The organism is Endozoicomonas elysicola (assembly GCF_000710775.1).
Classification (GTDB): Bacteria; Pseudomonadota; Gammaproteobacteria; order Pseudomonadales; family Endozoicomonadaceae; genus Endozoicomonas; species Endozoicomonas elysicola.
Genome location: NZ_JOJP01000001.1, coordinates 673773 through 697363 on the forward strand (window position 1 = coordinate 673773; position 23591 = coordinate 697363).

Sequence of the window (23591 nt, forward strand, 5' to 3'; positions counted from 1 at the left end):
AAGGAATTAAGGACAGAAGAATGACCACTGAAAAGAAATACATTGTCTCTCTCGACCAGGGTACAACCAGTTCACGTGCAATCATTTTTAACCATGATGGTGAAATCGTAGGGACTTCTCAGCGGGAGTTTACTCAGTATTATCCTCAACCAGGCTGGGTTGAGCACAACCCAATGGAAATCTGGGCGACGCAGAGTTCGGTTCTGACCGAAGTTCTGGCTAAAACCAATATTCGTCCTGATGAGGTGGCCGCTCTTGGTATTACCAACCAGCGTGAGACTACCGTCGTTTGGGATAAAAATACCGGTCAGCCTGTCTATAACGCCATTGTTTGGCAGTGTCGTCGTACAACAGATATCTGTGAACAATTGAAGAAAGCGGGTCTGGAAGGTCATATCCGGGAGACGACCGGTCTGGTTCTGGATGCGTATTTCTCCGGCACCAAAATCAAGTGGATTCTTGATAACGTAGAAGGTGCCCGTGAAAGTGCGGAGAAAGGTGACCTGCTGTTTGGTACTGTGGATACCTGGCTGACCTGGAAGCTCACGAATGGGCGTGCCCATGTTACGGATGTGACCAACGCGTCACGGACCATGCTCTTTGATATCAACCGTCTGGAATGGGATGACACTATCCTGAAGGCGCTCGATATTCCTCGCAGTATGTTGCCTGAAGTGAAGTCCAGTTCTGAAGTTTATGGCAAGACCAACATCGGTGGTAAAGGTGGAACACGGATTCCGGTTGCTGGAATGGCGGGTGACCAGCAGGCTGCCCTGTTTGGCCAGATGTGCCATGAGAAAGGTATGGCCAAGAACACCTATGGCACAGGCTGCTTTCTGTTAATGAATACCGGCGAAGCGCCTGTTAAGTCAGAAAATGGTCTCTTAACCACCATTGCCTTTGGCATTGATGGCAAGGTGCACTATGCACTGGAAGGTTCTGTCTTTATGGGAGGGGCTTCGGTTCAGTGGCTTCGTGACGAACTTGGTCTGGTTCGTGATGCGGCAGATACCGAATACTTTGCCAGTAAAGTACAAGACACGAATGGTGTTTATGTCGTGCCAGGCTTTGTTGGTCTGGGAGCACCATACTGGGACCCTTATGCCCGTGGGGCAATTTTTGGTCTGACCCGTGGTGCCAACCGTAACCATATTGTTCGCGCAACGCTGGAAGCCATTGCTTATCAATCCCGTGATCTGATTGAAGCGATGCAGCAGGATGCCGGCATTGAAATGAAGCAGTTGCGTGTTGATGGTGGTGCAGTAGCCAACAACTTCCTGATGCAGTTCCAGTCGGACATTCTGAATAAAGAAGTCGTTCGTCCAACAGTGACTGAATCAACAGCAGCGGGTTCAGCTTACCTTGCGGGTCTTGCGGTTGGTTTCTGGAAGAGTATTGATGAACTGAAGGACAAGGTCGGTGTTGATCGTGTCTATACCCCGGTTATGGGTGATGAGCAGCGTGCAGGCTTGTACAAAGGCTGGAAGAAAGCGGTAGAACGCAGCCTGAAGTGGGAAGATCAGGAATAAACGAAAGCGTCCTCGGGCTTAGGGGGCGTTCTCAATTAGCCATGAGTCCAGTTGATCACACACGCATTCATGCTGTGTTGAACGGCTTGAACATGGAACCACCATGCCCTGCACCGTTCGCCTTGCCTGAATGCGTGTGTGATCAACCCGAAGGGCCGCCCATGGTTTGTGCCATTCTGCGTTGCGCACTACTTATGTGGAATAACCACACTACGCAGTTCACGCCTTGCCTGGCGCAAACCATGGGTGGCTGGTCACATGTCTAATTGAGAACGCCCCCTAGGGTGTGTTGCACTCTAAGCCCGAACAGTTTGAAGCAAGTGATTATCTGGCATTGGTAGGCGCAGTGAGTACGGCTTTAGCCAATGTATGCTGTAGAATATAAAAGCCAGCCATTGCTGGTGATGCACTACTGTTTACATCCAAATTAGGAATGTCGAGCGCGTAAACGGTAATGTGATAGTTGTGTGGTGCAGCGTTTGGTGGAGGGCATGCACCGCCGTAGCCTTTAAAGCCAAAATCATTTCTCAGCATGCTTGCCCCTTTTGGAAGATTCTTTCCACCCTCCGTACCGGCATTTAACGGCAGGCTTTTGACATTACCAGGAATATTGATCACTACCCAGTGCCACCAACCACTGCCAGTGGGGGCATCCGGGTCATACATGGTCACAGCAAAGCTTTTTGTTCCTTTGGGTATATTGGTCCACTTCAGCTCCGGTGAAGTGTTTTTACCTGTGCAGCCCCACTGGTTGTAAATTTGCTGACTCTGGAAGGATTTGCCGTTGGTTACCTGGTTGCTCATCAACGTCATGATGTCTGAATCGGGCTTTTTCCCCATGCCAGGCGTAGAAAGACTGATGGCCAGTAACCCTATACCAACAAGAGTAACTACACGTTTCATCACTCAACCCTTTTAGATGGTTCCTGTGGAAGATTAGCTGCGGATCATTGAAGCTGCCCAAACTTTTGAGTGAAAGCTGTCGTTTTTTTGAGTGGATTTCAACAAGTAACAAAGAAGGACATTAAGAAACACTGGGTTGCTGTTTCTACTGCATAGCGGTAGGAATATCAGCCTGATTTTCGATGTAATATGCAAAAAAAATAGTTATTTATTCATTTTTTGTTTTTTTTATTAACTCTGGTTTTGGTGGTTTTTTCCTGGTTATTTGTGTGATTTCCCATCTTTTTGGGAAAAATTGCTGATATTTTTGATGCAAAAGTAAATAGGTAATCCCACTGACAAGTGTTGTTAATTACCACTTTGTCAAAAAATCACTTACTATGTGTGCCCTGATTTATGAGAAGGGCTTTTGAGACAGGCTGCCTGTAGCTGGTTTCCATCTTATGAAACAGCTCAATATGCCTGAATTTTTGGTGTGAGAATGACGTCGTGTACTGGCTACTGTGTTACAGGTTCGTGTGATCTTGTCAACGTACAAATCAGGTAAGAATTTCGATCGTTTTCACAGTAAAAGTTCCTGCAGTTTTGATTGGGGTCGGCATTCTGGAAGTGACAAAAGTACATTATGGTTACTTAGTCATGCCCAGGAACGCTGGGTGCTGATGCACTGAACGAAAAGACTATTAATTTAGCTTCCTAGCTAGGTGACCGTTATGCGCATAGGGATCCCTGGAGAGGTCCAGGAAAACGAGAATCGCGTTGCTGCAACGCCCGATACAGTGGGTAAATTGCAGAAGCTCGGTTTTGACGTCGTCGTTGAACGAGGTGCAGGGGTAAAAGCGAGCTTTGAGGATGAAGCATTCACTCAGGCTGGCGCCCAGATAGTTGATCGTGATGATGTCTGGAATTCAGACATTATTTTGAAGGTTAACGCTCCGATTGATGATGAAATTGCACTGCTGAAAGATGGCGCTACCCTGGCCAGTTTCATCTGGCCTGCCCAGAATGAAGAGCTGATGAATAAGCTAAGCCAGCGTAATGTGAACATTCTGGCGATGGACAGCGTACCACGTCTGTCTCGCTCCCAGTCTCTGGATGCCCTGAGTTCGATGGCCAATATCGGTGGTTATCGTGCAGTGGTTGAAGCATCTCATGAGTTTGGCCGCTTCTTTAACGGCCAGATCACGGCAGCAGGAAAAATTCCACCAGCGAAGGTACTGGTTATTGGTGCCGGAGTTGCTGGTCTGGCTGCTCTTGGTGCAGCGGGCAGCATGGGTGCTATCGTGCGTGCATTCGATACCCGGCCTGAAGTAAAAGAGCAGGTTGAGAGTATGGGTGCTGAGTTTCTTGAGCTGGACTATGAAGAAGAGCAGGACTCTTCTGATGGCTATGCCAAGGAGATGAGCCAGGCATTTATTGATGCCGAGATGGCGCTCTTTATGGAACAGGCCAAAGAAGTTGATATCATCATCACTACTGCGCTTATTCCTGGCAAACCGGCACCAAAGCTGATCACAGAAGACATGGTTAAGGCAATGAAGCCTGGCAGTGTTATTGTGGATCTTGCTGCTCAGACCGGTGGTAACTGTGCATGCACCGTCAAAGATCAGATTACGGTTGCTCATGGCGTAAAAGTTATCGGTTATACAGATCTGCCAAGCCGCCTGCCTACCCAGTCATCTCAACTGTACGGCACTAACCTGGTAAATCTGCTGAAACTGCTCTGTCCAAATAAGGATGGAGAGATTGATATCAACTTCGATGATGAAGTTATCCGTGGCTTGACCGTTATCCGTGACGGCAGCATCACCTGGCCACCACCCCCTGTTAAAGTCAGCGCTGCCCCTGCTGCCAAACCAGAACCTGTAGCTGAAAAAGCAGTGAAAGAAGAGGCAAAACCCAAGCCCTGGCTGAAACCCCTGTTGATGTCTGTAGGTGCAGTGTTGTTTGGCTGTATTGCCAATTCAGCGCCAACCGCTTTCCTTGAACATTTCACCGTTTTCGTACTTGCTTCCATCGTAGGCTATTACGTCATTTGGAATGTGACATCAGCGCTGCATACTCCGCTGATGAGTGTCACGAATGCCATCAGTGGCATTGTGGTTGTTGGAGGTCTGGTCCAGATGGGCAGTGATAACAATATTGTACTTGCACTGTCGGGTATTGCCATCACGGTTGCTGTCATCAATATTGTTGGTGGATTCGCTGTTACTCAGCGGATGCTCAAGATGTTCCGTCTGGATTAACAGGAGTCGCTCGCAATGTCTGAAGGATTACTGGTAGCGGCTTATCTGGTCGCTGCATTAATGTTTGTTATGAGCCTTGCCGGGCTTAGCCGACAGGATACGGCAAAAAACGGCAATATATACGGCATCACCGGTATGGTGGTTGCGGTTCTGGCAACCCTTGCTCATGCCCATATTGCCGGTATTACCCTGGTCACTCTGTGCATGATTATTGGTGCAGGCGTAGGTCTTTATCTGGCGATTAAGGTTCAGATGACGGAGATGCCACAGCTGGTTGCCATTCTGAACGGTTTTGGTGGTCTGGCGGCAGTACTGATTGGCTTTGCCAGTGCGCTGGAAGTGAATGACTCGCTGGTGGGCCAGTTTAAAGACTTGGTCATGTCGACTGAACAGCTGATTCACAGCTCTGAAATCTTTATCGGGATTATCATTGGTGCGGTGACGTTCAGTGGTTCGGTTGTGGCTGCGCTGAAGCTTCATGGCAAGATTTCCAGCCGCCCTGTGTCACTGCCTGGAAAGCACTGGACCAACCTGGCCATTCTTGCCCTGGCGGTTTTGATGGGTGTTGTGTATGTACAGCAGCACAGTATTCTGGCGCTATTGCTGGTCACCATCCTGGCATTTGCTTTTGGTGTAACCCTGGTGCTGGGCATTGGCGGCGCGGATATGCCTGTTGTGGTATCCATGCTTAATGCTTACTCAGGTCTGGCAGCTGCCATGACTGGTTTTATGCTGGGCAACAACCTGCTGATCATTACCGGTGCGATGGTAGGTTCATCTGGTGCCATTCTTTCTTACCTGATGTGCTCAGCCATGAATCGTTCGTTTATTTCGGTGATTCTGGGTGGCTTTGGTACCGAAGAAGGTACGATCGTCGAAGGCGGTGATGAGGGTGAGTACACTGAAGTCAGCGCAGAAGAAGTTGCGGAGCGTCTGAAGAACTCCTCCAGTGTGATTATCACTCCAGGCTATGGTATGGCCGTTGCCCAGGCTCAGCACCCTGTTCGTGACCTGGTCAATAAGCTACGGGACCGGGGAATCAAGGTTCGTTTTGGTATCCATCCGGTTGCCGGTCGTCTGCCGGGTCATATGAATGTACTGCTGGCAGAGGCGAAAGTGCCTTATGATATCGTGGAAGAGATGGATGAAATCAACGATGACTTTGCCGATACCGACACGGTACTGGTCATCGGTGCAAACGACACGGTGAACCCGGCTGCTGCCGAAGATCCTAACAGCCCAATTGCCGGCATGCCGGTACTGAGGGTCTGGGAAGCTGGAGAAGTGATCGTATTCAAACGTTCAATGGCCACCGGTTATGCGGGTGTTCAGAACCCACTGTTCTTCCGTGAGAACAGCCGTATGCTGTTTGGTGATGCGACCGACAGTGTTGAGCAGATTCTCAAGCAGTTCTGATAATCCTTCCTCCCTGGCTGGCAGCTAACGCTGCCAGCTGGCACTCTCTTCAAGATTAAAACGACGATGGATATTCCTGCCCTGAAGTCCTGGTGTGATGAACTGTTAGGCATTCGCTTTGATGTTAAATGGGGTGGTGTCGACGTTTACAGTGTCCACAAAACCAAGATGGTCTGTATCTTTTACGACGGCTGTAAGATGGCCTGTAAGGTACCAGATGACCTTTTTCTGATGATGACGGGCATACCCGGTTGTCGACCAGCACCACATCTGGCGAGAGCAGGGTGGGTAGAATTTGGGGACGATTGCCCTTTATCAACAGCAGAGTTACAAGACCTGATTACCCAGTCCTGGAATCTGGTGGTGGATAAGTTACCAAAGTATGTCCAGAAAGCCTTAAGACCAGACTCCTTTATTGCACGTAGCTCAGAGTGAGCGTATTGAACTCTTCACACGCCTGTTTAAGCCAATGCGAAAATACCCGTATTCTTGGGTCAGATTGACTGTTTGGACGACTGACGAGGTAGTAGGAAAAGCTGGATTCCAACACCAGCTCAAAAGGTTTGATCAACAACCCTTTATCCAGGTCATCTTTGACCAGTGATGCCCTGCTCAGTGCAACGCCATGACCTGTTCTGGCCAGGTCCAGTAAAAGTCCAGCGTCTGTTATTTGTGTGCCGTAACGTACGTCAAGCTGGGTACCTCCGGCCTGATCCAGCCACTCCCTCCATGTTATTGCGCCTACCCCGGCATCCTGCAGGAGTGGCACTCCATCCAGCTCATGAATTTCAGGATTATCAGTACTAAAGAAATCAGGCCTGCACACTGGAAACGCCTTTTCTTCCATTAAAAACTCAGTACTCACTCCGGGGTAGTTGCCCGCACCAAATCGAATAGCCAGATCGATATCTTCCTTGGAAAAATCCGTCAGTGCCAGCGAGGGCAATAAGCGAATTTCGATATCAGGGTGTTTTTGAGAAAATTGACCCAGCCTGGGTATAAGCCAGCGTGAGGCGAAGGATGGGAGTACTGATATGTTGAGGTAGTGGTAACGATCAGTACGAACTTTGTTAAGGCCTTTTTCCAGCTCCCTGAACGCTTTCTGTACATGAATAAGCAACCGTTCGCCATTGTCGGATAAGTGCAGTTGGCGGGTTGTCCTTCGAAATAGCGGTATCCCAAGCTCCTCTTCAAGGTTCCGTATCTGCTGGCTGACAGCTGCCTGGGTAATATTCAGCTCATCTGCTGCACGGGTAAAGCTGAGATGTCGTGCAACGACTTCAAAGGTTCGAAGCCCTTTCAGTGAAGGAGGGCGGGCCATGGCGTACCTATTTATTAGTTTTTCTTATAAATGGAGAAAAAATATATCGTTTGTCCGGAGTGAAGATCAACCTTAATTTATAAGCACAGATCAACAACGCTTATGGAAGGAAATAACAACGATGGATACTTCTTTAGATGGAGAGTTCTCTTATCTTGATTTGAGTAAAAAAATAGTCGGGAAATTAAAGTCACTGATCATTACCTGGAAAGTGCGAGCCCAGTCCCGCAAACATCTTGCTGAAATGGATTCACGACTGTTGAAAGACATTGGCTTAACAGAAGCTGATCGCTCTCAAGAAATAATGAAACCCTTTTGGGCAGAATAATTTTTACTTGACCGAAGAGGTCGTTATCCTCCAGTTAAAACTGCAGAGGGATGATGCCAGTAGGCTTCTCGTTCAGGTAATTTTTTTCTCAGTTCCTTAAGCTGCTCTGGTTTCCAGACATTGGTTTGCCAAAATACTTTATTGCTTACCCATAAATAGAGTTTCAGTACGTTGACCAGGAAGTTTTTGAGCTTGGCTTTAAAGCCTTCCCAGCGAGCTCTTCGGCTGGCGTATTTCTCATAGGCTTTTCCTGTTTTGGCAAGTTTTGATCTGGTGGTAGATCCCAGTTTTCTGCCAAGGTCTGCACCAACAACCAGAAAGTTATTCAACGATCGGAAATAGGGTAGAGATGTGGCAGCATCTCCGGCAATGCAGATGAGCTTTCCTGATGGAGTTACATAGTGGACTTTTCTGGCATGGAAAATAGAAAGAGTATAAGGCGTTAATTCCTCTGTGCCAGGAATAGGGATTTCTTGACAGAACTTATGCTTTATAGCCTGCCAGTTTTTTAATTTTTCTTTCAGGAAGTCACTAATTTTAGTGTCAGATAGCTTTCCTGCATTGCCAAGGTTGTAACCAGACAAACTGTCATACTCTTCTTTTGAAATAAAGAAGTCGATGGTGACTTCACTGGTCTTTTCATTGAGTTTGCGAACTCTCTCTTCAACAGGTGATAACATTACTTTAAAGGTTGCATAAGCATAACGGCAAAAATTAAGCCAGCTGTTGGCCAGCTTCTTAGTTGGACCCTGAACCTGGTATTTTATTCTGACTCGATATTGAAGGTCTTTTTTAGCTTGAAACTCACTGTCTTCATCGGTTGATGACAGTTCAGAAAAATCAATATCTTCTCCCTGGTAGTTGGGATTATCTGCCATTTTTAATAAAGCTTTTCTACTTTTTGAATGCGCTCCATCTGCACAGACCAAGGCATCAAACAGGGCCTCTCCTGATTTGAACTTCACTTTACCATCATTAATGGAAGTAACTTCGAAATCACCACCAGTATGCATGGTTATTCCCATTTTTTCTGCAATTAACTTAAGATCCGTTTCAAACTCTTTACAGCTGATATGGCCCTTTTGTTTGATGATTTTCTCCCTGAGCTGGCTTATTCCATCTTTTAAGATTTTATTATCATAATGTTTTAATGATCTGAAGCACTTGTCATCAATACTAACAGTATGGTTTCGAACATATTCTGTTCTTTTCTCGAACATTTCTATCTCAGTACCGGCGCACTTTGCCTTTGTCTGCAATGCACTCCAAAGGGCATTAGGACCCATACCAACATAGACGACTTTGAGGGTGCGATGGTCTAGAGGCTTGCCTATACATGGCATTTGTTCTTTTTTGAGCCCTTTCCTATTTTTACCCAACCCCTCTAATATGGCTATTCCTAGTATTACCTGATCTGCAAATAAGCCTTTATATAGTGTATTCCCATCTGGTATTGCTTCCCGCCTCATGCTTTATCAGCTCCTTCTGTAAAAAACATTTGGTTTCAATAAGTAGAATTGATTTATCTGTTGATAAAAATTTGATGATATGACTTTAAGTTCATTCATCCTTAAGCTTGGACAATTAAGCTAAAAAAACGTTCGTTTAATATTCGGCCAGACTGTAAGATTTCCAGTGAAATACCCTGACGCATAAGAATTTATGCAATATGACGTTTTTAACTTGTTGATTAGATGATGCTTTTTTATTGATGAGGGGTATTGAAAGTTTCAAGTCGCTGTTTGATAGAGGGATAGCGCTCCAGCAGAGAGTCCACTGTTCTCTAATGGAGCCATAAAGCTATGCTGTCATCATTTTCAAAGCTGTAATTTCATCAGCCCAGATTGTCTCATCAATGGTTTCCAGAACCATGGGGATACCATCGAAGCGGCTATCAGTCATGATATAGCGGAATACTTCCCAGCCAATCTCGCCCTGTCCAAGACTGTGGTGCCGGTCTTTTCGTGAGCCCAGTGCGCCTTTTGAGTCATTCAGGTGCATACCTTTCAGGTAGTTAAAACCAATGATTTTTTCGAACTCGGCAAACGTTTTCTGGCAGGCATCCTGGGTCCGAAGGTCGTAACCGGCAGCAAAAGTATGACAGGTATCCAGGCAGACCCCGATCCGGCTTTTGTCTTCAACCTGATCAATGATTTCGGCGATTTCTTCAAACTGCCACCCCAGGTTGCTTCCCTGGCCCGCAGTATTCTCTATCACTGCAATCACGCCCTGGGTTTGTTCGAGAGCAATATTGATGGATTGAGCGATCTTGCTCAGGCAGTCTGCTATATCAATTTTTCTCAGGTGACTGCCTGGGTGGAAATTAAGGCGGTCAAGCCCAAGCTGCATGCATCGTTCCATCTCATCAATAAATGCAAGGCGAGACTTCTCAAGTGCTTCCTGCTCCGGATGACCCAGGTTGATCAGATAGCTGTCGTGAGGAAGAATCTGTTCAGGTTTGAAGTGGTACTTCTCACAGCGTTCTCTAAACAACTCAATGCTCTTCATTGAGAGCGGTTTGGCATTCCACTGTCTCTGATTTTTTGTGAACAGGGCAAAGGCAGTTGCGCCTATTTCATGAGCATTTAATGGAGCATTTTCTACCCCACCGGCTGCACTGACGTGTGCTCCAATATATTTCACAGAGTGCACTCCCTGTATATTGCAGAATAGTTTTATCCGATTTCAGTCAGTTACACTTTATTAGTGTGCTGACTATAGCGATCCTATATTACTGATAATTTAAAAGAAAATATTGTCCTTATTGTTCGTACTGGTTAGGAACTTTTGATATCGACATTCTCTAAAAACGCGTTCTTAATTTGTGTTAGAGAATACAGTTAATGATCGCTAATGGTTCTATTCATAGTCAGTATGTATCGGGAGCTACCCAAGAGCCCCCAACATCTTCTGACTCCAGTAATTGGCTTGGTCGCAGTCTTCGGGTATTAGCTGGTGTAACCTGTTTGGTGTCTGGTGCCATCGCAGCGGTTTCTGCGGCTTCAGGTTTCTATTCTTTGGCCGTAGTATTTGGGCTGGTTTCAGCCGTCTCCGTGCTAGTCATGCTATTTTGTGGCAGTAAAAATGCGGTGGGAGCATTAGAGACAAGTGGGCAGCAACATTGGCAGCCTACTGAATAGTAGCCATAACCCTATTGGAAATGTATCAGGTTTCAGTCCTTCTTATACGGGTTGTTCAACAAGGCTAGCAGAGAGCAGCCAATATGCTCCATTGCCTATACTTAATGTACCCTCCGAACTGGAAGGAATGGTTAGGAAATTCTCTCCGGAGATGCAAAGGCGTATCAGCGCAGTCATGGAAGAAAAGGAATTTCCTGTTTATGAGTATGGGCGTTCAGGATACCAGGAGAACAATGATAAACGTACACTTACTGCAAATGTGACTATCTGTATTGATGGCAGAGAATGTACTAACTCTTATAGCGACATGGAAGTCAATAGAAGTCTTTCTCCTTATGAACCACAACACATGTTTGCCAATGGACGAGAGCGCATTCGGCAGGAGGCGCTTAATAAGGCAGAAAGGTCATTGTTTAAATTGCAGAAGGCTATTGCCCATTTTCCATCATCGGTACACGATAAGATAGTTTTCTATAAATGCCCGAAAAGCCAATTTATAGGGCCACCCTTCGAAGTATGTGTTAATGGTATGTCTGCAAAAGACTTCAAAATACACGCTTATCCAACAACTTTTGATGATGCAATAGAAGTGTTAGAGAAAATTGGTAAAAATTATCAATTAAATGGTGTCTAGAATTAAATGATTCGATAGCCAGCTCATGTACTGCTCCCTGGTTTCCTTCAGCTCATTGGGCAGATGGTGTCGCGCACCTTCCAGCCAGAGTACTTTAGGAGACTGATAGAGTTGGCCCAAAGCTTTAACATTGTATTGCCCGTCGACAGTAGTGTCATCTGTGCCCTGCAGGATAAGGGGGCTTAGGGAAATTTGTACTTGAGATGACTCAATTCTGCGAATCCAGCGGTCTAGAGCAGATACCCACTGTGTTGGCAGAACCCTGGGAGCAAGCGGGTCGTTGTGCGCCAGGTTTAAGAAACTTTTATTCCGACAGTTATCGTTGAACTTTCTGGGGATTTGGCGAATAAAGGGCCTGACCAGGTAGAGCTGAATGCGGCTGAGTTTCCATAACCATGGTCGTACTAGAGGAGCAGACAGAATGACCTGCTCAAAAGGAAGTGGCCTGTCTTTTTTGACATAATGAGCCAGAAGCTCCGTGATAATAGCGCACCCTGTACTTTGACCGTAGGCCAACCAAGGCTTTGGCATCACTGACTCGCAGTAACGCATTACATCCTCAAGAACTATTCGATAGTGCTCAAAATCTTCAATAGTCGCAGGTTTTCCACTAGAAAGACCATGTCCCGGAAGGTCATACGCCAGAACGTTGTAACCTTGTTCCAGAAAGAAACGTATGACATGTCCGAATAAACCAACATGGTCGTAGTAACCGTGCAGGAGGAATACTGAGCCTTTTGCTTCAGGTCTTGTGTATAAGTGGCAGGCAATACGGTAATTGTTGCTGTTTACATACCCAAGGCAGTGATTGACACCCTGAATACTGTTTTCCAGATCTATTTCATAATATTGGAAGTAGGTCGTTTCATGAGGGTGAGGTGCGACCTGGCTATAGGAAAGTGGGCGCATACCTGAGATCAGCTTGAGTTTGTCCATTAACTCTCTTCGGATACTTTCTGTAAGTCTTTAAGTGGAACTTCGATCTGTTTTTTGGCAATAACCTGTTCTTCTATCCCTTCTTTGGTGCGCAGGCTCTCAATAAACTGAATGAGAATGATGCCTCGATCCATGTTAACACCTTTTATAAAGGTACTTTCAAGGTGGCGAAAAAGCGGGTTGTCGTACAGCACTGACTCGCCTTCCCGAAAGCGAATAGAAACGGGCTTCTCATCAGGAATGCAGCCATTGTACTTCCAGACGAATGCTTCGATCTGATCAATCATCTGATCCCCATTGGGGATTGGACTGGGCAGCAACTTGCTCAGTTCACCCTTTGGCAGCTTGCCTTCGTTATAGAGCTTGTGGCTAACCTTGTTAAACCGAACAACCTGTGTGATTCCACGGGTTGAGCGGATTTTGTGATACGACGGGAGATCTTTCTCGCTGAGTCGTATAAAGACATAGCCCGGGAATAATGGAGCACGACAGCTCTTTTCCTGAATCAGTGGGCAATACGCTTCAAACCCCTGGCTCTCAAGGTTGTCCTGAGCTCTGACTTCTGCCCTGTACTTCGCCTTCAGCAAATACCACCCGTGCTTCAAAGCCGTTTCTCTAGATGACATTACAAATCCTTTTGGTGACATTTACCGGAAAAAAACTGGTTGCAGGAAATAGAGGGTTGCATCTTTGGTGACCATTTCCTGAGGCATTTGAGCATCATAAGACTGACAGCTAGTCTGGCAAGCTGCTGATCTGCCGTGCGGAACGCTCTCTCCCTATTGACCGTGGGCAGCATATAACAGTAAAGGCCAGTAAAAGTCCTACGGGCAAGAACGGTGCCAGATGACGTTTTGCTACGGGCACACAGATCATTCTTGGTACCAGTAGGATCGGCTGATCTACAGGTGTTAAACGGGAGCATTCTACAGGACTCTAATATTCAGACAATACTCTGGAAGCAGTAGCATCCTGTAAGGAAAGACTATTTTGGCTGGGAAGCAAGTAGAACAGGGCGTGGGGGGAGGCCAAGAGCCGGAAGAAAATACACTTGCCTCCGGCTTTTGGGTACAGGTGATTAGCGTTTGGCTGCTTCTTCGAGCATCGCTACTGCAGGGAGCACCTTGCCTTCAACGAACTCTAGGAATGCACCGCCACCGGTAGAGATGTACGACACTTTTTCTTTAATTCCGTACTTGTCAATGGCTGCCAGGGTATCGCCACCACCGGCAATAGAAAAGGCATCAGAGTTTGCAATGGCCATGGATAGTGAACGTGTACCTTCACCAAACTGGTCAAATTCGAAAACACCGACAGGGCCGTTCCACAGAATAGTTTTTGCTGCAGTCAGAACATCGGCAAACAACTTCTGGGTTTCAGGGCCAACGTCAAAGATCATGTCATCATCTTCTACTTCATCAACAGACTTGATGATAGCTGGCTCGTTCTCATCGAACTTCTTGCCGCAGACAACATCTGTTGGCATTGGGATATTGCACTTCTCCATCAGTGCTTTAGCCTGAGGGATCAGATCTGCTTCATAGAGCGACTTACCAACATTCTTACCCGCAGCAGCCAGGAAGGTGTTGGCGATACCACCGCCCACGATCAGTTGGTCACAAATGCCTGACAGGGATTCCAGAACGGTCAGTTTTGTGGAGACTTTGGAGCCGCCCACGATAGCAGTCATTGGACGTTGAGGCTTATCCATAGCCTTGCCAAGTGCTTCAAGCTCAGCAGCGAGCAGAGGGCCTGCACAGGCAATAGCAGCAAACTTGCCAACGCCATGAGTAGAGGCCTGGGCACGGTGTGCGGTACCAAAAGCATCCATCACATAGATGTCACACAGGGCTGCCATTTTGCGGGACAGTGCTTCATCGTCCTTCTTTTCACCAAGGTTAAAGCGGCAGTTTTCCAGAATAACCAGTTCGCCAGCGGCAACCTCAAAGCCTCCGTCGACCCAGTCTTTAACCAGACGAACGTCCTTGCCCAGCAACTCGCCAATATAGTCAGCAACAGGCTTGAGAGAGAACTGCTCTTCGTACTCACCTTCGGTAGGACGGCCCAGGTGAGAGGTGACCATTACATGAGCACCTGATTCCAGTGCCAGTTTAATGGTAGGCAGTGATGCCAGAATACGGGCGTCACTGGTGACTTTCCCGTTTTTTACTGGAACATTGAGGTCTTCACGGATCAGTACGCGTTTGCCTGCCAGATCCAGATCGGTCATTTTTAAAACGTTCATGGAGAGCCCTCTTGATATTCACTCGTGGCTGATTTTTTACATATGGCAACATTTTTATTAATGCATACTCGGTAAAAAACAGCCGGGGATAACTTCGGAACAGCGAAAAAACGTCGGGGACAATAGCATATAAATTGCGCTTCAGGTATTCATTGATACGCTCTAATGACTTGAATCAAATGGTATTTCAAGAGTTTTCTAAGGTTTTCAGTATTAAGGTAATGATGTGTTTGCTTTTGTGAAACTCAAGGAGGCATCAAAACCGAGAAACTGAATTATATCAATAGATAAAGTATGTTGCGTTTATGATTCCAAATTCTTGTAATGAACTATTTTCTAATAAAATAATCTAATAGTACTTAAGCGGATAAAATTTATAACCCTTATTACTCAGCTATTTTGTCAGGTTTTTCAGTAAGGAGAATTGGAATATAGAATCAAGATGAAATTAGTTTTACAGGATGGGCTTTTAAAGTTTTCGATTCAGGAATTGTTATCATGGAGTCAATTGGCAATGCAGTCTCTTGTCTGGCTAACATCGTGGGGCAGGTAATTAAGGCTGTTATCTTTCCAGTCAGATTTGTTTTTAACAGAGTAGTGTATGTTGTCTCTTCTGTAGTTTCATATCTTAAGGGTGATAGGGAAAGCTCCGGTAATATCTCAGCCACTGACCAGTCTAAACTTGAAGAGAGAAAGGTCGCAGTTCTGAAAACTTGGGACTTTGCAGCACTTAAACCGATGATTTTAGAACTGAAGTCATTGATGGTAGGGCAAACGGATTTTTTTGAGCAGCAGCGTTCAGGAGGCTTATTTAATATTGAAGAGGGAGAGAGGCTCTTCCGTTGGTGTGTTGGTCGACCTTTTGGAGACGAAAGCGACTCCCTGAAAGCGAAGTTCAACTCCTTTTTTGAGAAGTTACCTGATGGTAATATTATAAAAATCACAAGTGCCAACCTTGAAGGGATGCTTAACCTTGCGTGTTTGACAGAGTCAAGCCTCCATATGATCAGGGTAGGAGAAATATTTAAAACGGCGATTTATCCAAAGACTAAAGAAATGGTCGATAATCACTTGGATAGGGTGTACAAGCTTCGATGCAGTATTCACGAATTGTTAGATAGGCCTAGACCTCAACCCTTGCTACCTTTTGGCAAAGCCAGCCAGTAGCTTGCAATATCCAGCATTCGGTTGGCGAACCCCCATTCATTATCGAACCAGCATAGGAGTCTGACCAGACGATGGCCAGAAACCTGGGTTTGAGTCCCGTCAACGATGCATGAGCGGGTGTCATGGTTAAAGTCAACTGAGGCATGAGGTTCGTTGGTAATACTTAATATACCTTCAAGGCGACCAAAGGTTGCCTTCTCCAGGATGCGGTTAACTTCCACTTTAGATGTATCTCTGCTGACCTGAACAGTGAGGTCAATGCAAGAAACATTAATGGTAGGTACTCGAATGGCGCTGGTTTTAAAGCGGCCTTTGAGTTCAGGCAGCAAACGGTTAATCCCTCTGGCAAGACCCGTATCAACTGGAATGATGGAGTGCAGGGCGCTGCGGGTCAGGCGTAGATCGTTCTGGTGATACGCATCGATGACGGGCTGATCATTCATGGCTGAATGGATTGTGGTCATAGAGCCGTACTCTATTCCCAGGGAGTCATTTAGTGTTTTGAGAACAGGAACAATACAGTTGGTGGTACAAGATGCACTGGAGACAATACGATGCCTGGGGTTTAACTGCTCTTCATTGATGCCATATACGATGGTTGCATCTACATCAGGTTTAGCGGGCTGAGAAAACAGCAGGCGGGATGCCCCTCTTTCAATATGGAGCTCTGCTGTTTCCCGGTCGTTAAATGAGCCTGAGCACTCAAGCAAAAGGTCAATGTCCAGTGCTTGCCAGTCAAGCTGTTGGGGAGAGGGCTCATTGAAAACCCGAATGCGGTCATCACCAATAAAGATGTGGGTGTCATTTGCACTGACCTTACCAGGGAAGCGCCCATGGGTGGTGTCATAGCGAGTCAGGTAAGCCAGTGTTTCAATATTGGCAAGCTCATTGATGGCAACCACTTCCATTCCGTGTAAAGGGTTGTGACGATAGCCATTTTCATAGAGTGCACGCAGCACGCACTGACCAATTCGCCCATACCCATTAATGGCCACCCTGTATGTCATGGCTTCTCTTATTCCAGCTGGTTGTCAAAGCTCGGTATTGTACAGAAATCTTTATGGAATGTGAGCAGGTTTGCTTTAGCCCGGCTTTAATGACTTGGAACTTAATACATTAAATGCACTCTTAAAAGTACATCACAACTCAGAGGGCTGTCTGTTATTGTGAAAAGGTTAAGAGTAGTGATGTTAAGTGGTTGTACTTCATTGAATTTTAAGAGAAAAATTAGAGGCGCTCATGGATTCTGCTGGAGCCGCAGTCAGAAGTATTGTTGACGTTGCCGGACAAGTGCTGATGGCGCCTTTTCGTTTCGGTTGCTGGCTTGGTCGCAAAGTCGTAAGTGCTGTTGCGAGCTTGTGCAACTATTTAACGGGTCACTCAGAAATAAAGTCTAAAAACCAGACTTTCCAAGTGCCTATTGATGATCGTAAGGTGACAACTGTAGATGTTTCTCAGGTGTCAACAGCACCTGAACAGCCTGTTCAGCCTACCTCTGCTTCCTCTGTACAAATGGTTTCAGGTACTTCTTCGCTGGTAAAGGTTGATAATGTTGGGGTTTTTATAGACGCCGTTTCAGCCTTAAACAATGCTTCAGAGTTTTTTAGAACTGCATTAGCTTTCATATCAACCAGTGTTGATAATGGGCCTGCAAGAAAAGAAATTGAGGCTTCTGGGCAGAAACCACAAGATTACTGGCCGCTTTACCTGGCACCTTTAGAAAAACGTCGATCTTCAATTGAGCTGGTTATTCATGATTTAAAAAATTTTGCATTGAAGGTTCAAGGACAGGATGGACATGTCCCTCACTCGAAATTCTCTGTGTTGAGAGTTCAAATGGATGATCTTACTCAGCTTATTCAAGACTGTAAGATTAAACATTGTCGTTTTATAACTGAAGATGAAAATAATTGTTTTATAAGAGCGAAGGCTTTTATTGATGACTGTAAAAAAGCGCTTTCGATGGAGCTCAATACGCCACATTCGGTCAGGGGTTATTAAATTGATATGGCTTCAATTGCGAGTGCTGTTGCATATGCTGCTCATTTAGCCCTGGAGGCTGTAAAGCTACCTTATCGTTTTGGGTACTGGCTTTGTGGAAGAGTGGTAAGCATCGTATCGGACGTATGTAATTACCTGACGGGTGCAAAACGGAATGATGTTTCCGTCTTCTCTCGAGCGAGTATTTCTGATCGCAATGTCTCAGTTTATGTTGGTTCAAGCTGTTACGGCTCTATCAAAGGTGCTGGGGAGCCTGTCATGAATACACGTGATGTAGGAAGCTTTCAGGCTGTGTCTATCTCTGGAATAGGTGATATCTACCTGCATAAAGGTCCTGTGCGGCCTATTGAAATTACGACAGAGCCCAATATACATGACTATCTGGATACTCGCGTTGAGCATGGCAAGCTAATGGTTGGAGTTAAACCGGGTTATTCCATCAGTACTGACAAAGGGGTGACTATTCATGCCTGGTCACCCTCATATGATGCAGCTGAAGGCAGTGGACTTACTAAGATTAAAGTAGTGGATGGGATTGTACAGGATACATTCAGGATTAATGTGTCTGGCTCTGGAGCTTTTGAAGGTGATGTGAATGTTCGGGATTTAAGAACCGACATCAGTTCTCTTGCAAAAGCTAAGCTCACAGGGGGTGCACTTAACCATACTGCTCATGTTTCTGGCTCGGGTGTTCTCGAGGCTAGCGGTTTAAATACATCGCAATGTGATGTTGATATTTCCTCTTTGGGGAGTGCAAATATTAACTGTGACAGGAACCTTGATAGTACAGTTTCCGGAAGTGGTAAGCTCCATGGAAACCTGGCTGTTGAGAGACTGCAGTCCTCAGTTAGTTCACTTGGGAAAGCTACATTCACTGGTCATGCGACGACACATAATATGAAAATTTCCGGTTCAGGATTTGTGAATGCCGGGGAGCTTAGAACCGCTGATAGCACTGCAGAGATCTCGTCTCTTGGTAAAGCTGAAATTTTTTGTGAGCACCGCCTTAAGGCGTCTGTGTCTTCCAGTGGCAGCCTGAAATATAAGGGACAACCGAAAGTTGAAGCGAATATTTCCAGTTTAGGGAAAGTGGAGCCATTTGGTCCAGTTTCTGTACTGGGAGGGTAAATCACTGTTGTGATTGAGTTTGGCTAATTATCGCTACTGTTTTATTTATTAAAAGAAGCCTCTTTACTTGAATTTATTCATTTTTCATAAAAGAAACTTTTTAATCTTTACTCAGTCTAAAAAATCTTATTAATGTCCTAGCTGAATATAACTTTTGATTGCTGATAGCCCAATACATGCTAGGCAAGGTGTGGAAGCTGCTCATGATCATTCGGCAGTTTCTGATTCTGGCAGTTGGCTCGGTCGAGCAATTTTCCTGAGATTCAGTGTCGTGTAGCAGAATGTAGGAGAGTTTTAAGCAAAGCACGCTCCGGAGCTGGGGGGAGTTTTTTTTGATTGAGATAATGGTAACTATCAATAACCTTTTTCTTGCATCAATTACCAACAAGATCTAAAGCCGTAATCTTAAGAACTTTGTTGAATCGAGCTTATCGTTAGTATGAGTGAAGTGGGCTATTTCAGTAGGTAACTTTAACTCTGAAATAGCCTGTTTGAGGTTAACACCACTCCCTTAAGGCTTGTAGTCCAGTTTTGCTATTCGTTTCTTACCCTACAGGTAACGGTTCTTCTATTTCCCCTTCTTTCTTTACCAGTAGCAGGGAAGCAACAGAGAGTATTCCGCAACCTGCCATTACAGCTGCCATGGGTATCGCTGTACCATCGTGAAGATAGCCTACCAGTGCAGAGGCAATCCCCCCCATCGTAAAACGCAGCGCTCCAGCCAGGGCATTTGCAGAACCCGCTGATTTTGGAAAGTGAGCCAGAGCCAGCGCGTTCGAGTTCGGTCCGGTGAAACCAATGCAGGCGATGTAGCAGGCAATGGGAATCATCAGACCTGGCAATCCGCCCAGTCCGGTTGCTGTGTTGAACAGCAGTAGTAGTGCAGAGACAGCCGCAATCAAACTGCCTGCCCGCAGAATCGTAAACAGCTTGAACTGCTCAACCAGACGAATATTCACCATGTTGGTAATACCCATGGCCAGAATATTGATGGCGAACAGAAGCCCGTACTGTTCTGCAGGGATTCCAAACAGCTCGATGTAAACGAAAGGTGAGCCGGAAATAAACGCAAACATGCCGCCAAAGAAAAATGCATGGCAGAGAATACAACCAATGGCCTCGCGATTTTTAAGAATCGTGGTGTAGTTTAAAGCCAGTTGTAACGGAGAGACCATAAGGCGGTCTTCATCTGGCAGTGTCTCTTTAACCCGCAGGAATGCCAGAACTAATGACAGGCAAGCCATAATGGCCAAAAAAATAAACAGGCTCTGCCAGCCGAAGAATTTAAGGATCTGTCCGCCCAATAGTGGTGCGGCCAGTGGTGCAACGGTCATTACCATCAGAATGGATGATAGTGCTTTGGCAACCTGCTCTTTTGGGAAAAGGTCCCGAATCATGGCTGGAATAGTGACCATGATGGCAGCACCGGCCATTGCCTGCAGGACGCGCACAATAATCAGTTGTGTGGCATTGGTGCAGAGTGCGGCAAGAATATTCGTCAAAATATAGAAGATGATCCCGGGGAACATCACGGTTCTCCGGCCGAATCGATCAGCTAAAGGACCATAAACCAGCTGGCTGATAGCAAAGCCAATGGTGTAGGCACTCAGTGTGTACTGTATCCGACTCAGTGGTTCACCCATGCTTTTAGCAATGGCTGGCATGGCGGGTAAATAAAGGTCAATGGCCAGAGGCCCAAGAGCTGTCAGCGCTCCAAGGGTAAGAATCAGGAATAAGCGTTCACTCCTGTCCATGGTTGCAGTTGTCATTATGTCAGGCTCGTATTATTGGGCAGCCAAGAGCCTTTCTGCGTGTTTCAACAGAATCTGGTTTCGTCCCGAAATGGCGGTGGCTGCATTTACGTAAAAATTCTGTGATAGCCAGTACTTCTGGCTTAAGAGCCGAACCGTTGTAGTGCCTTGAGGTATGGACGACATTGGTTTGTCGTTTTTTTTGGAGGAGAGTCTTGTTCGCTAAATCCAGAGAGCAGCGAAAAGGTGACTACATCGATTTATAGTTTATACGGCTATAAATGATTCTTTCATAAAAGCCATAAGTGATAAATAGATGAGTACACTTGTGCAAATAGTACTTACCAAGAATTTACATCAAAAAAAGTGCCTAAGAGGCTTACCAGAAAAGAAAACGGCAGAAGACGTTAATCTTCTGCCGTTTATAGGGTGGGCTGATCTGTTGATTTCAGATATTAGTCGAGCAGCTCTTCTGCTGCCGCCACAATGTTCTCAACCGTAAAGCCAAAGTATGGGAACAGGTCTTCAGCAGGTGCTGATTCACCGTAGGTGGTCATGCCAATAATACGGCCATCCAGTCCAACATACTTGTACCAGAAATCTGCAGCCGCTGCTTCAATGGCAATGCGTGCAGGTACTTCCAGAGGAAGAACAGACTGCTTGTACTGGGCATCCTGAGCATCGAATACATCGGTCGATGGCATAGATACGACACGTACTTTACGTCCCTGTCCAGAGAGCGTTGCTTCGGCGTTCATGGCCAGTTCAACTTCTGAACCGGTAGCAATCAGAATCAGTTCTGGAGTACCTTCGCAATCTTTCAGAACATAGCCACCACGTTCGACCAGGGCTACCTGCTCATCGGTTCTTGCCATGCATGGCAGACCCTGACGGGAGAAGATAAGTGCACTTGGACCATCAATGCGTTCAATGGCGTGCTTCCAGGCAACGGCTGATTCAACCGTATCGCATGGGCGCCAGGCGTTCATGTTTGGTGTCATGCGCAGGCTGGCAATTTGCTCTATAGGCTGGTGGGTTGGACCATCTTCACCCAAGCCGATGGAGTCATGGGTATAAACCAGAATAGAGCGCTGCTTCATCAGCGCAGCCATACGAACGGCGTTACAGGCGTATTCCATGAAGACCAGGAAGGTTGCACCGTAAGGAATAAAGCCACCGTGTAGGGCAATACCATTCATCATGGCGGTCATACCGAACTCACGCACACCGTAGAACAGGTAGTTGCCATCAGCATCTTCACGCTTGATGCCCTTGGAGCCACTCCAGAGGGTCAGGTTGGAACCGGCCAGATCTGCAGAACCACCCAGCAGTTCAGGAAGCATTGGGCCGTACGCGTTCAAGGTATTCTGGGATGCTTTGCGGCTGGCGACTTTTTCACCTTCCTGCTGGCAGGATTTGATGTAAGCCGAGGATTTTTCCACAAAGTCAGCGGGCAGATCACCTTTCTGACGACGGGTAAATTCAGCAGCGAGTTCAGGGTATTCAGCCTGATAGGCAGCAAATTTCTCGTTCCAGGAAGTTTCTTTTGCTGCACCGGCCTCTTTGGCATTCCACTGACTGTAGATCTCTGAAGGTACTTCAAAAGAGGCGTAGTTCCAGCCGAGGCGCTCACGGGTCAGCTTGATTTCTTCATCGCCCAGTGGCGCGCCGTGACAGTCTTCCTTACCTTCCTTATTCGGTGAGCCAAAGCCAATGATGGTCTTGCAGCAGATCAGAGTTGGCTTATCTTTTTCTGCACGAGCGGATTCAATAGCCGCTTTGATGGCTTCAGCATCGTGACCATCAACAGCAGGAATTACGTGCCAGTTATAAGCTTCAAAACGCTTGACGGTATCGTCGGTGAACCAGCCTTCCACTTCACCGTCAATGGAGATGCCGTTGTCATCGTAAAATGCGATCAGCTTACCCAGCCCCAAAGTTCCGGCCAGTGAGCATACTTCGTGGGAGATCCCTTCCATCATGCAGCCATCACCCATGAATGCATAGGTATAGTGGTCAACGATATCATGGCCAGGCTTGTTAAACTGGGCTGCCAGCGCTTTCTCTGCAGCGGCCATGCCTACTGCGTTAGCGATACCCTGACCCAGAGGACCGGTAGTGGTTTCAATGCCTGGTGCATAGCCGTACTCGGGGTGACCTGCGGTTTTTGAGTGTAGCTGACGGAAGTTTTTCAGGTCCTCAATGCTTAAATCGTACCCAGTCAGGTGCAGCAAAGAGTAGATCAGCATGGAGCCGTGGCCATTGGACAGAATAAACCGGTCACGATCGACCCACTCGGGATTGGTGGGGTTATGGTTCATGTAGTCGCGCCAAAGCACTTCAGCAATATCCGCCATACCCATTGGGGCGCCGGGGTGACCGGACTTGGCTTTTTGTACGGCGTCCATGCTGAGGGCGCGGATGGCATTGGCAAGCTCACGACGTGAGGACATGGGAATTAGTGCTCCTGGGGATCTCAGGAGGTTGACAGAGAATAGACTGCCCTACGCGGCAACAGCTCCTGCGTTGCTCTAGCTCCTGCATCCATGCAGTCGTGCGACAATAGCAAGTTGGCATAAAAGTTTGCTTTTATTTGTCAAATAGCGCGCTATTCTCCTCATAAAATCAAATTTTTATTCTCAGCTTTCTGTTGTCCTCGCTACGGGCGCTATTCTCAGCCAATCTCCCGATCTGTTTAAATTCGTGCGCTATTTTAAAGCCTTCACGCACAAACTTAAAACAATATGCACAGTTACGTTCCATACTTTAAATATTGGTAGGATAATCAAGCGATTATGGGGAGTAATTGATAGCCAGTTTTTAAGTGGCAATACATCGTGACTCGG

At 46.4% G+C, this 23591-nt stretch carries 19 protein-coding genes; 9 read left to right on the forward strand and 10 right to left on the reverse strand.

The window, feature by feature from the left end; genetic code table 11:
• The first annotated feature begins 20 nt into the window (after positions 1–20).
• Positions 21–1529 (forward strand): glycerol kinase GlpK, encoded by a 1509-nt coding sequence (gene glpK / locus GV64_RS02875; RefSeq protein ID WP_020584672.1) that lies wholly within the window; start codon positions 21–23, stop codon positions 1527–1529.
• A 324-nt stretch (positions 1530–1853) separates the two neighbouring features.
• Here glpK and GV64_RS02880 read toward each other — a convergent pair whose 3' ends face one another.
• Complete coding sequence (locus tag GV64_RS02880; RefSeq protein ID WP_020584671.1) at positions 1854–2432, reverse strand: YbhB/YbcL family Raf kinase inhibitor-like protein; 579 nt, start codon at positions 2430–2432, stop codon at positions 1854–1856.
• Between the two features lie 713 nt (positions 2433–3145).
• Here GV64_RS02880 and GV64_RS02885 point away from each other — a divergent pair.
• From GV64_RS02885 to GV64_RS02895, 3 genes are all read left to right on the forward strand, one after another.
• Positions 3146–4678, forward strand: coding sequence for a Re/Si-specific NAD(P)(+) transhydrogenase subunit alpha (locus GV64_RS02885; protein WP_026258586.1), 1533 nt, complete (start codon positions 3146–3148; stop codon positions 4676–4678).
• Between the two features lie 15 nt (positions 4679–4693).
• Complete coding sequence (gene pntB, locus GV64_RS02890; protein WP_020584668.1) at positions 4694–6094, forward strand: Re/Si-specific NAD(P)(+) transhydrogenase subunit beta; 1401 nt, start codon at positions 4694–4696, stop codon at positions 6092–6094.
• Positions 6095–6160: 66 nt separating this feature from the next.
• Positions 6161–6529, forward strand: coding sequence for an MmcQ/YjbR family DNA-binding protein (locus GV64_RS02895; protein ID WP_020584667.1), 369 nt, complete (start codon positions 6161–6163; stop codon positions 6527–6529).
• Here GV64_RS02895 and gcvA read toward each other — a convergent pair.
• Entirely contained in the window at positions 6507–7415 is a 909-nt protein-coding gene (gene gcvA, locus GV64_RS02900; RefSeq protein ID WP_020584666.1) for a transcriptional regulator GcvA, read from the reverse strand. The two genes, GV64_RS02895 and gcvA, sit on opposite strands and share 23 nt — an antisense overlap.
• A 121-nt stretch (positions 7416–7536) precedes the next feature.
• Between gcvA and GV64_RS02905 the strand changes: the two genes are divergently transcribed.
• Complete coding sequence (locus GV64_RS02905; RefSeq protein ID WP_020584665.1) at positions 7537–7743, forward strand: DUF1127 domain-containing protein; 207 nt, start codon at positions 7537–7539, stop codon at positions 7741–7743.
• 23 nt (positions 7744–7766) lie between these two features.
• Here the strand turns inward: GV64_RS02905 and GV64_RS02910 are convergent, their stop codons facing one another.
• Together GV64_RS02910 and nfo are read right to left on the reverse strand one after the other, a co-directional pair.
• Positions 7767–9212 (reverse strand): flavin-dependent monooxygenase, encoded by a 1446-nt coding sequence (locus GV64_RS02910; protein WP_020584664.1) that lies wholly within the window; start codon positions 9210–9212, stop codon positions 7767–7769.
• A 331-nt stretch (positions 9213–9543) separates the two neighbouring features.
• Complete coding sequence (nfo, locus tag GV64_RS02915) at positions 9544–10386, reverse strand: deoxyribonuclease IV (RefSeq protein WP_034843972.1); 843 nt, start codon at positions 10384–10386, stop codon at positions 9544–9546.
• Positions 10387–10851: 465 nt separating this feature from the next.
• On the opposite strand from nfo, the gene GV64_RS02925 reads away from it, so the two are divergent.
• On the forward strand, positions 10852–11517 hold the full coding sequence (locus GV64_RS02925) for a hypothetical protein (RefSeq protein WP_152553906.1): 666 nt from the start codon (positions 10852–10854) through the stop codon (positions 11515–11517).
• Here GV64_RS02925 and GV64_RS02930 read toward each other — a convergent pair.
• From GV64_RS02930 to GV64_RS02940, 3 genes are all read right to left on the reverse strand, one after another.
• Positions 11503–12453: an alpha/beta hydrolase gene (locus GV64_RS02930; RefSeq protein ID WP_020584660.1), complete on the reverse strand. Its 951-nt coding sequence runs from the start codon at positions 12451–12453 to the stop codon at positions 11503–11505. The genes GV64_RS02925 and GV64_RS02930 overlap by 15 nt on opposite strands.
• On the reverse strand, positions 12453–13079 hold the full coding sequence (locus GV64_RS23555; protein ID WP_020584659.1) for a transcription termination/antitermination NusG family protein: 627 nt from the start codon (positions 13077–13079) through the stop codon (positions 12453–12455). The genes GV64_RS02930 and GV64_RS23555 overlap by 1 nt, the downstream gene beginning before the upstream one ends.
• 452 nt (positions 13080–13531) lie before the next feature.
• Complete coding sequence (locus GV64_RS02940; protein ID WP_020584658.1) at positions 13532–14698, reverse strand: phosphoglycerate kinase; 1167 nt, start codon at positions 14696–14698, stop codon at positions 13532–13534.
• Positions 14699–15196: 498 nt separating this feature from the next.
• Here GV64_RS02940 and GV64_RS02945 point away from each other — a divergent pair, with 498 nt between their 5' ends.
• Positions 15197–15865, forward strand: coding sequence for a hypothetical protein (locus tag GV64_RS02945; protein ID WP_020584657.1), 669 nt, complete (start codon positions 15197–15199; stop codon positions 15863–15865).
• Here GV64_RS02945 and GV64_RS02950 read toward each other — a convergent pair.
• Positions 15829–16872 (reverse strand): type I glyceraldehyde-3-phosphate dehydrogenase, encoded by a 1044-nt coding sequence (locus GV64_RS02950; RefSeq protein ID WP_020584656.1) that lies wholly within the window; start codon positions 16870–16872, stop codon positions 15829–15831. The two genes, GV64_RS02945 and GV64_RS02950, sit on opposite strands and share 37 nt — an antisense overlap.
• A gap of 232 nt (positions 16873–17104) precedes the next feature.
• Between GV64_RS02950 and GV64_RS02955 the strand changes: the two genes are divergently transcribed.
• Both GV64_RS02955 and GV64_RS02960 read left to right on the forward strand, forming a co-directional pair.
• On the forward strand, positions 17105–17866 hold the full coding sequence (locus GV64_RS02955; RefSeq protein WP_020584655.1) for a hypothetical protein: 762 nt from the start codon (positions 17105–17107) through the stop codon (positions 17864–17866).
• 6 nt (positions 17867–17872) lie between these two features.
• A complete protein-coding gene (locus GV64_RS02960) occupies positions 17873–18994 on the forward strand; it encodes a head GIN domain-containing protein (protein ID WP_020584654.1) in 1122 nt (373 codons plus the stop codon).
• Between the two features lie 545 nt (positions 18995–19539).
• Here GV64_RS02960 and GV64_RS02965 read toward each other — a convergent pair.
• Positions 19540–20763, reverse strand: a complete 1224-nt coding sequence (locus tag GV64_RS02965) for a Bcr/CflA family multidrug efflux MFS transporter (RefSeq protein ID WP_020584653.1) — start codon at positions 20761–20763, stop codon at positions 19540–19542.
• 437 nt (positions 20764–21200) lie between these two features.
• Positions 21201–23198: a transketolase gene (tkt, locus tag GV64_RS02970; protein WP_020584652.1), complete on the reverse strand. Its 1998-nt coding sequence runs from the start codon at positions 23196–23198 to the stop codon at positions 21201–21203.
• Positions 23199–23591: the final 393 nt, after the last annotated feature.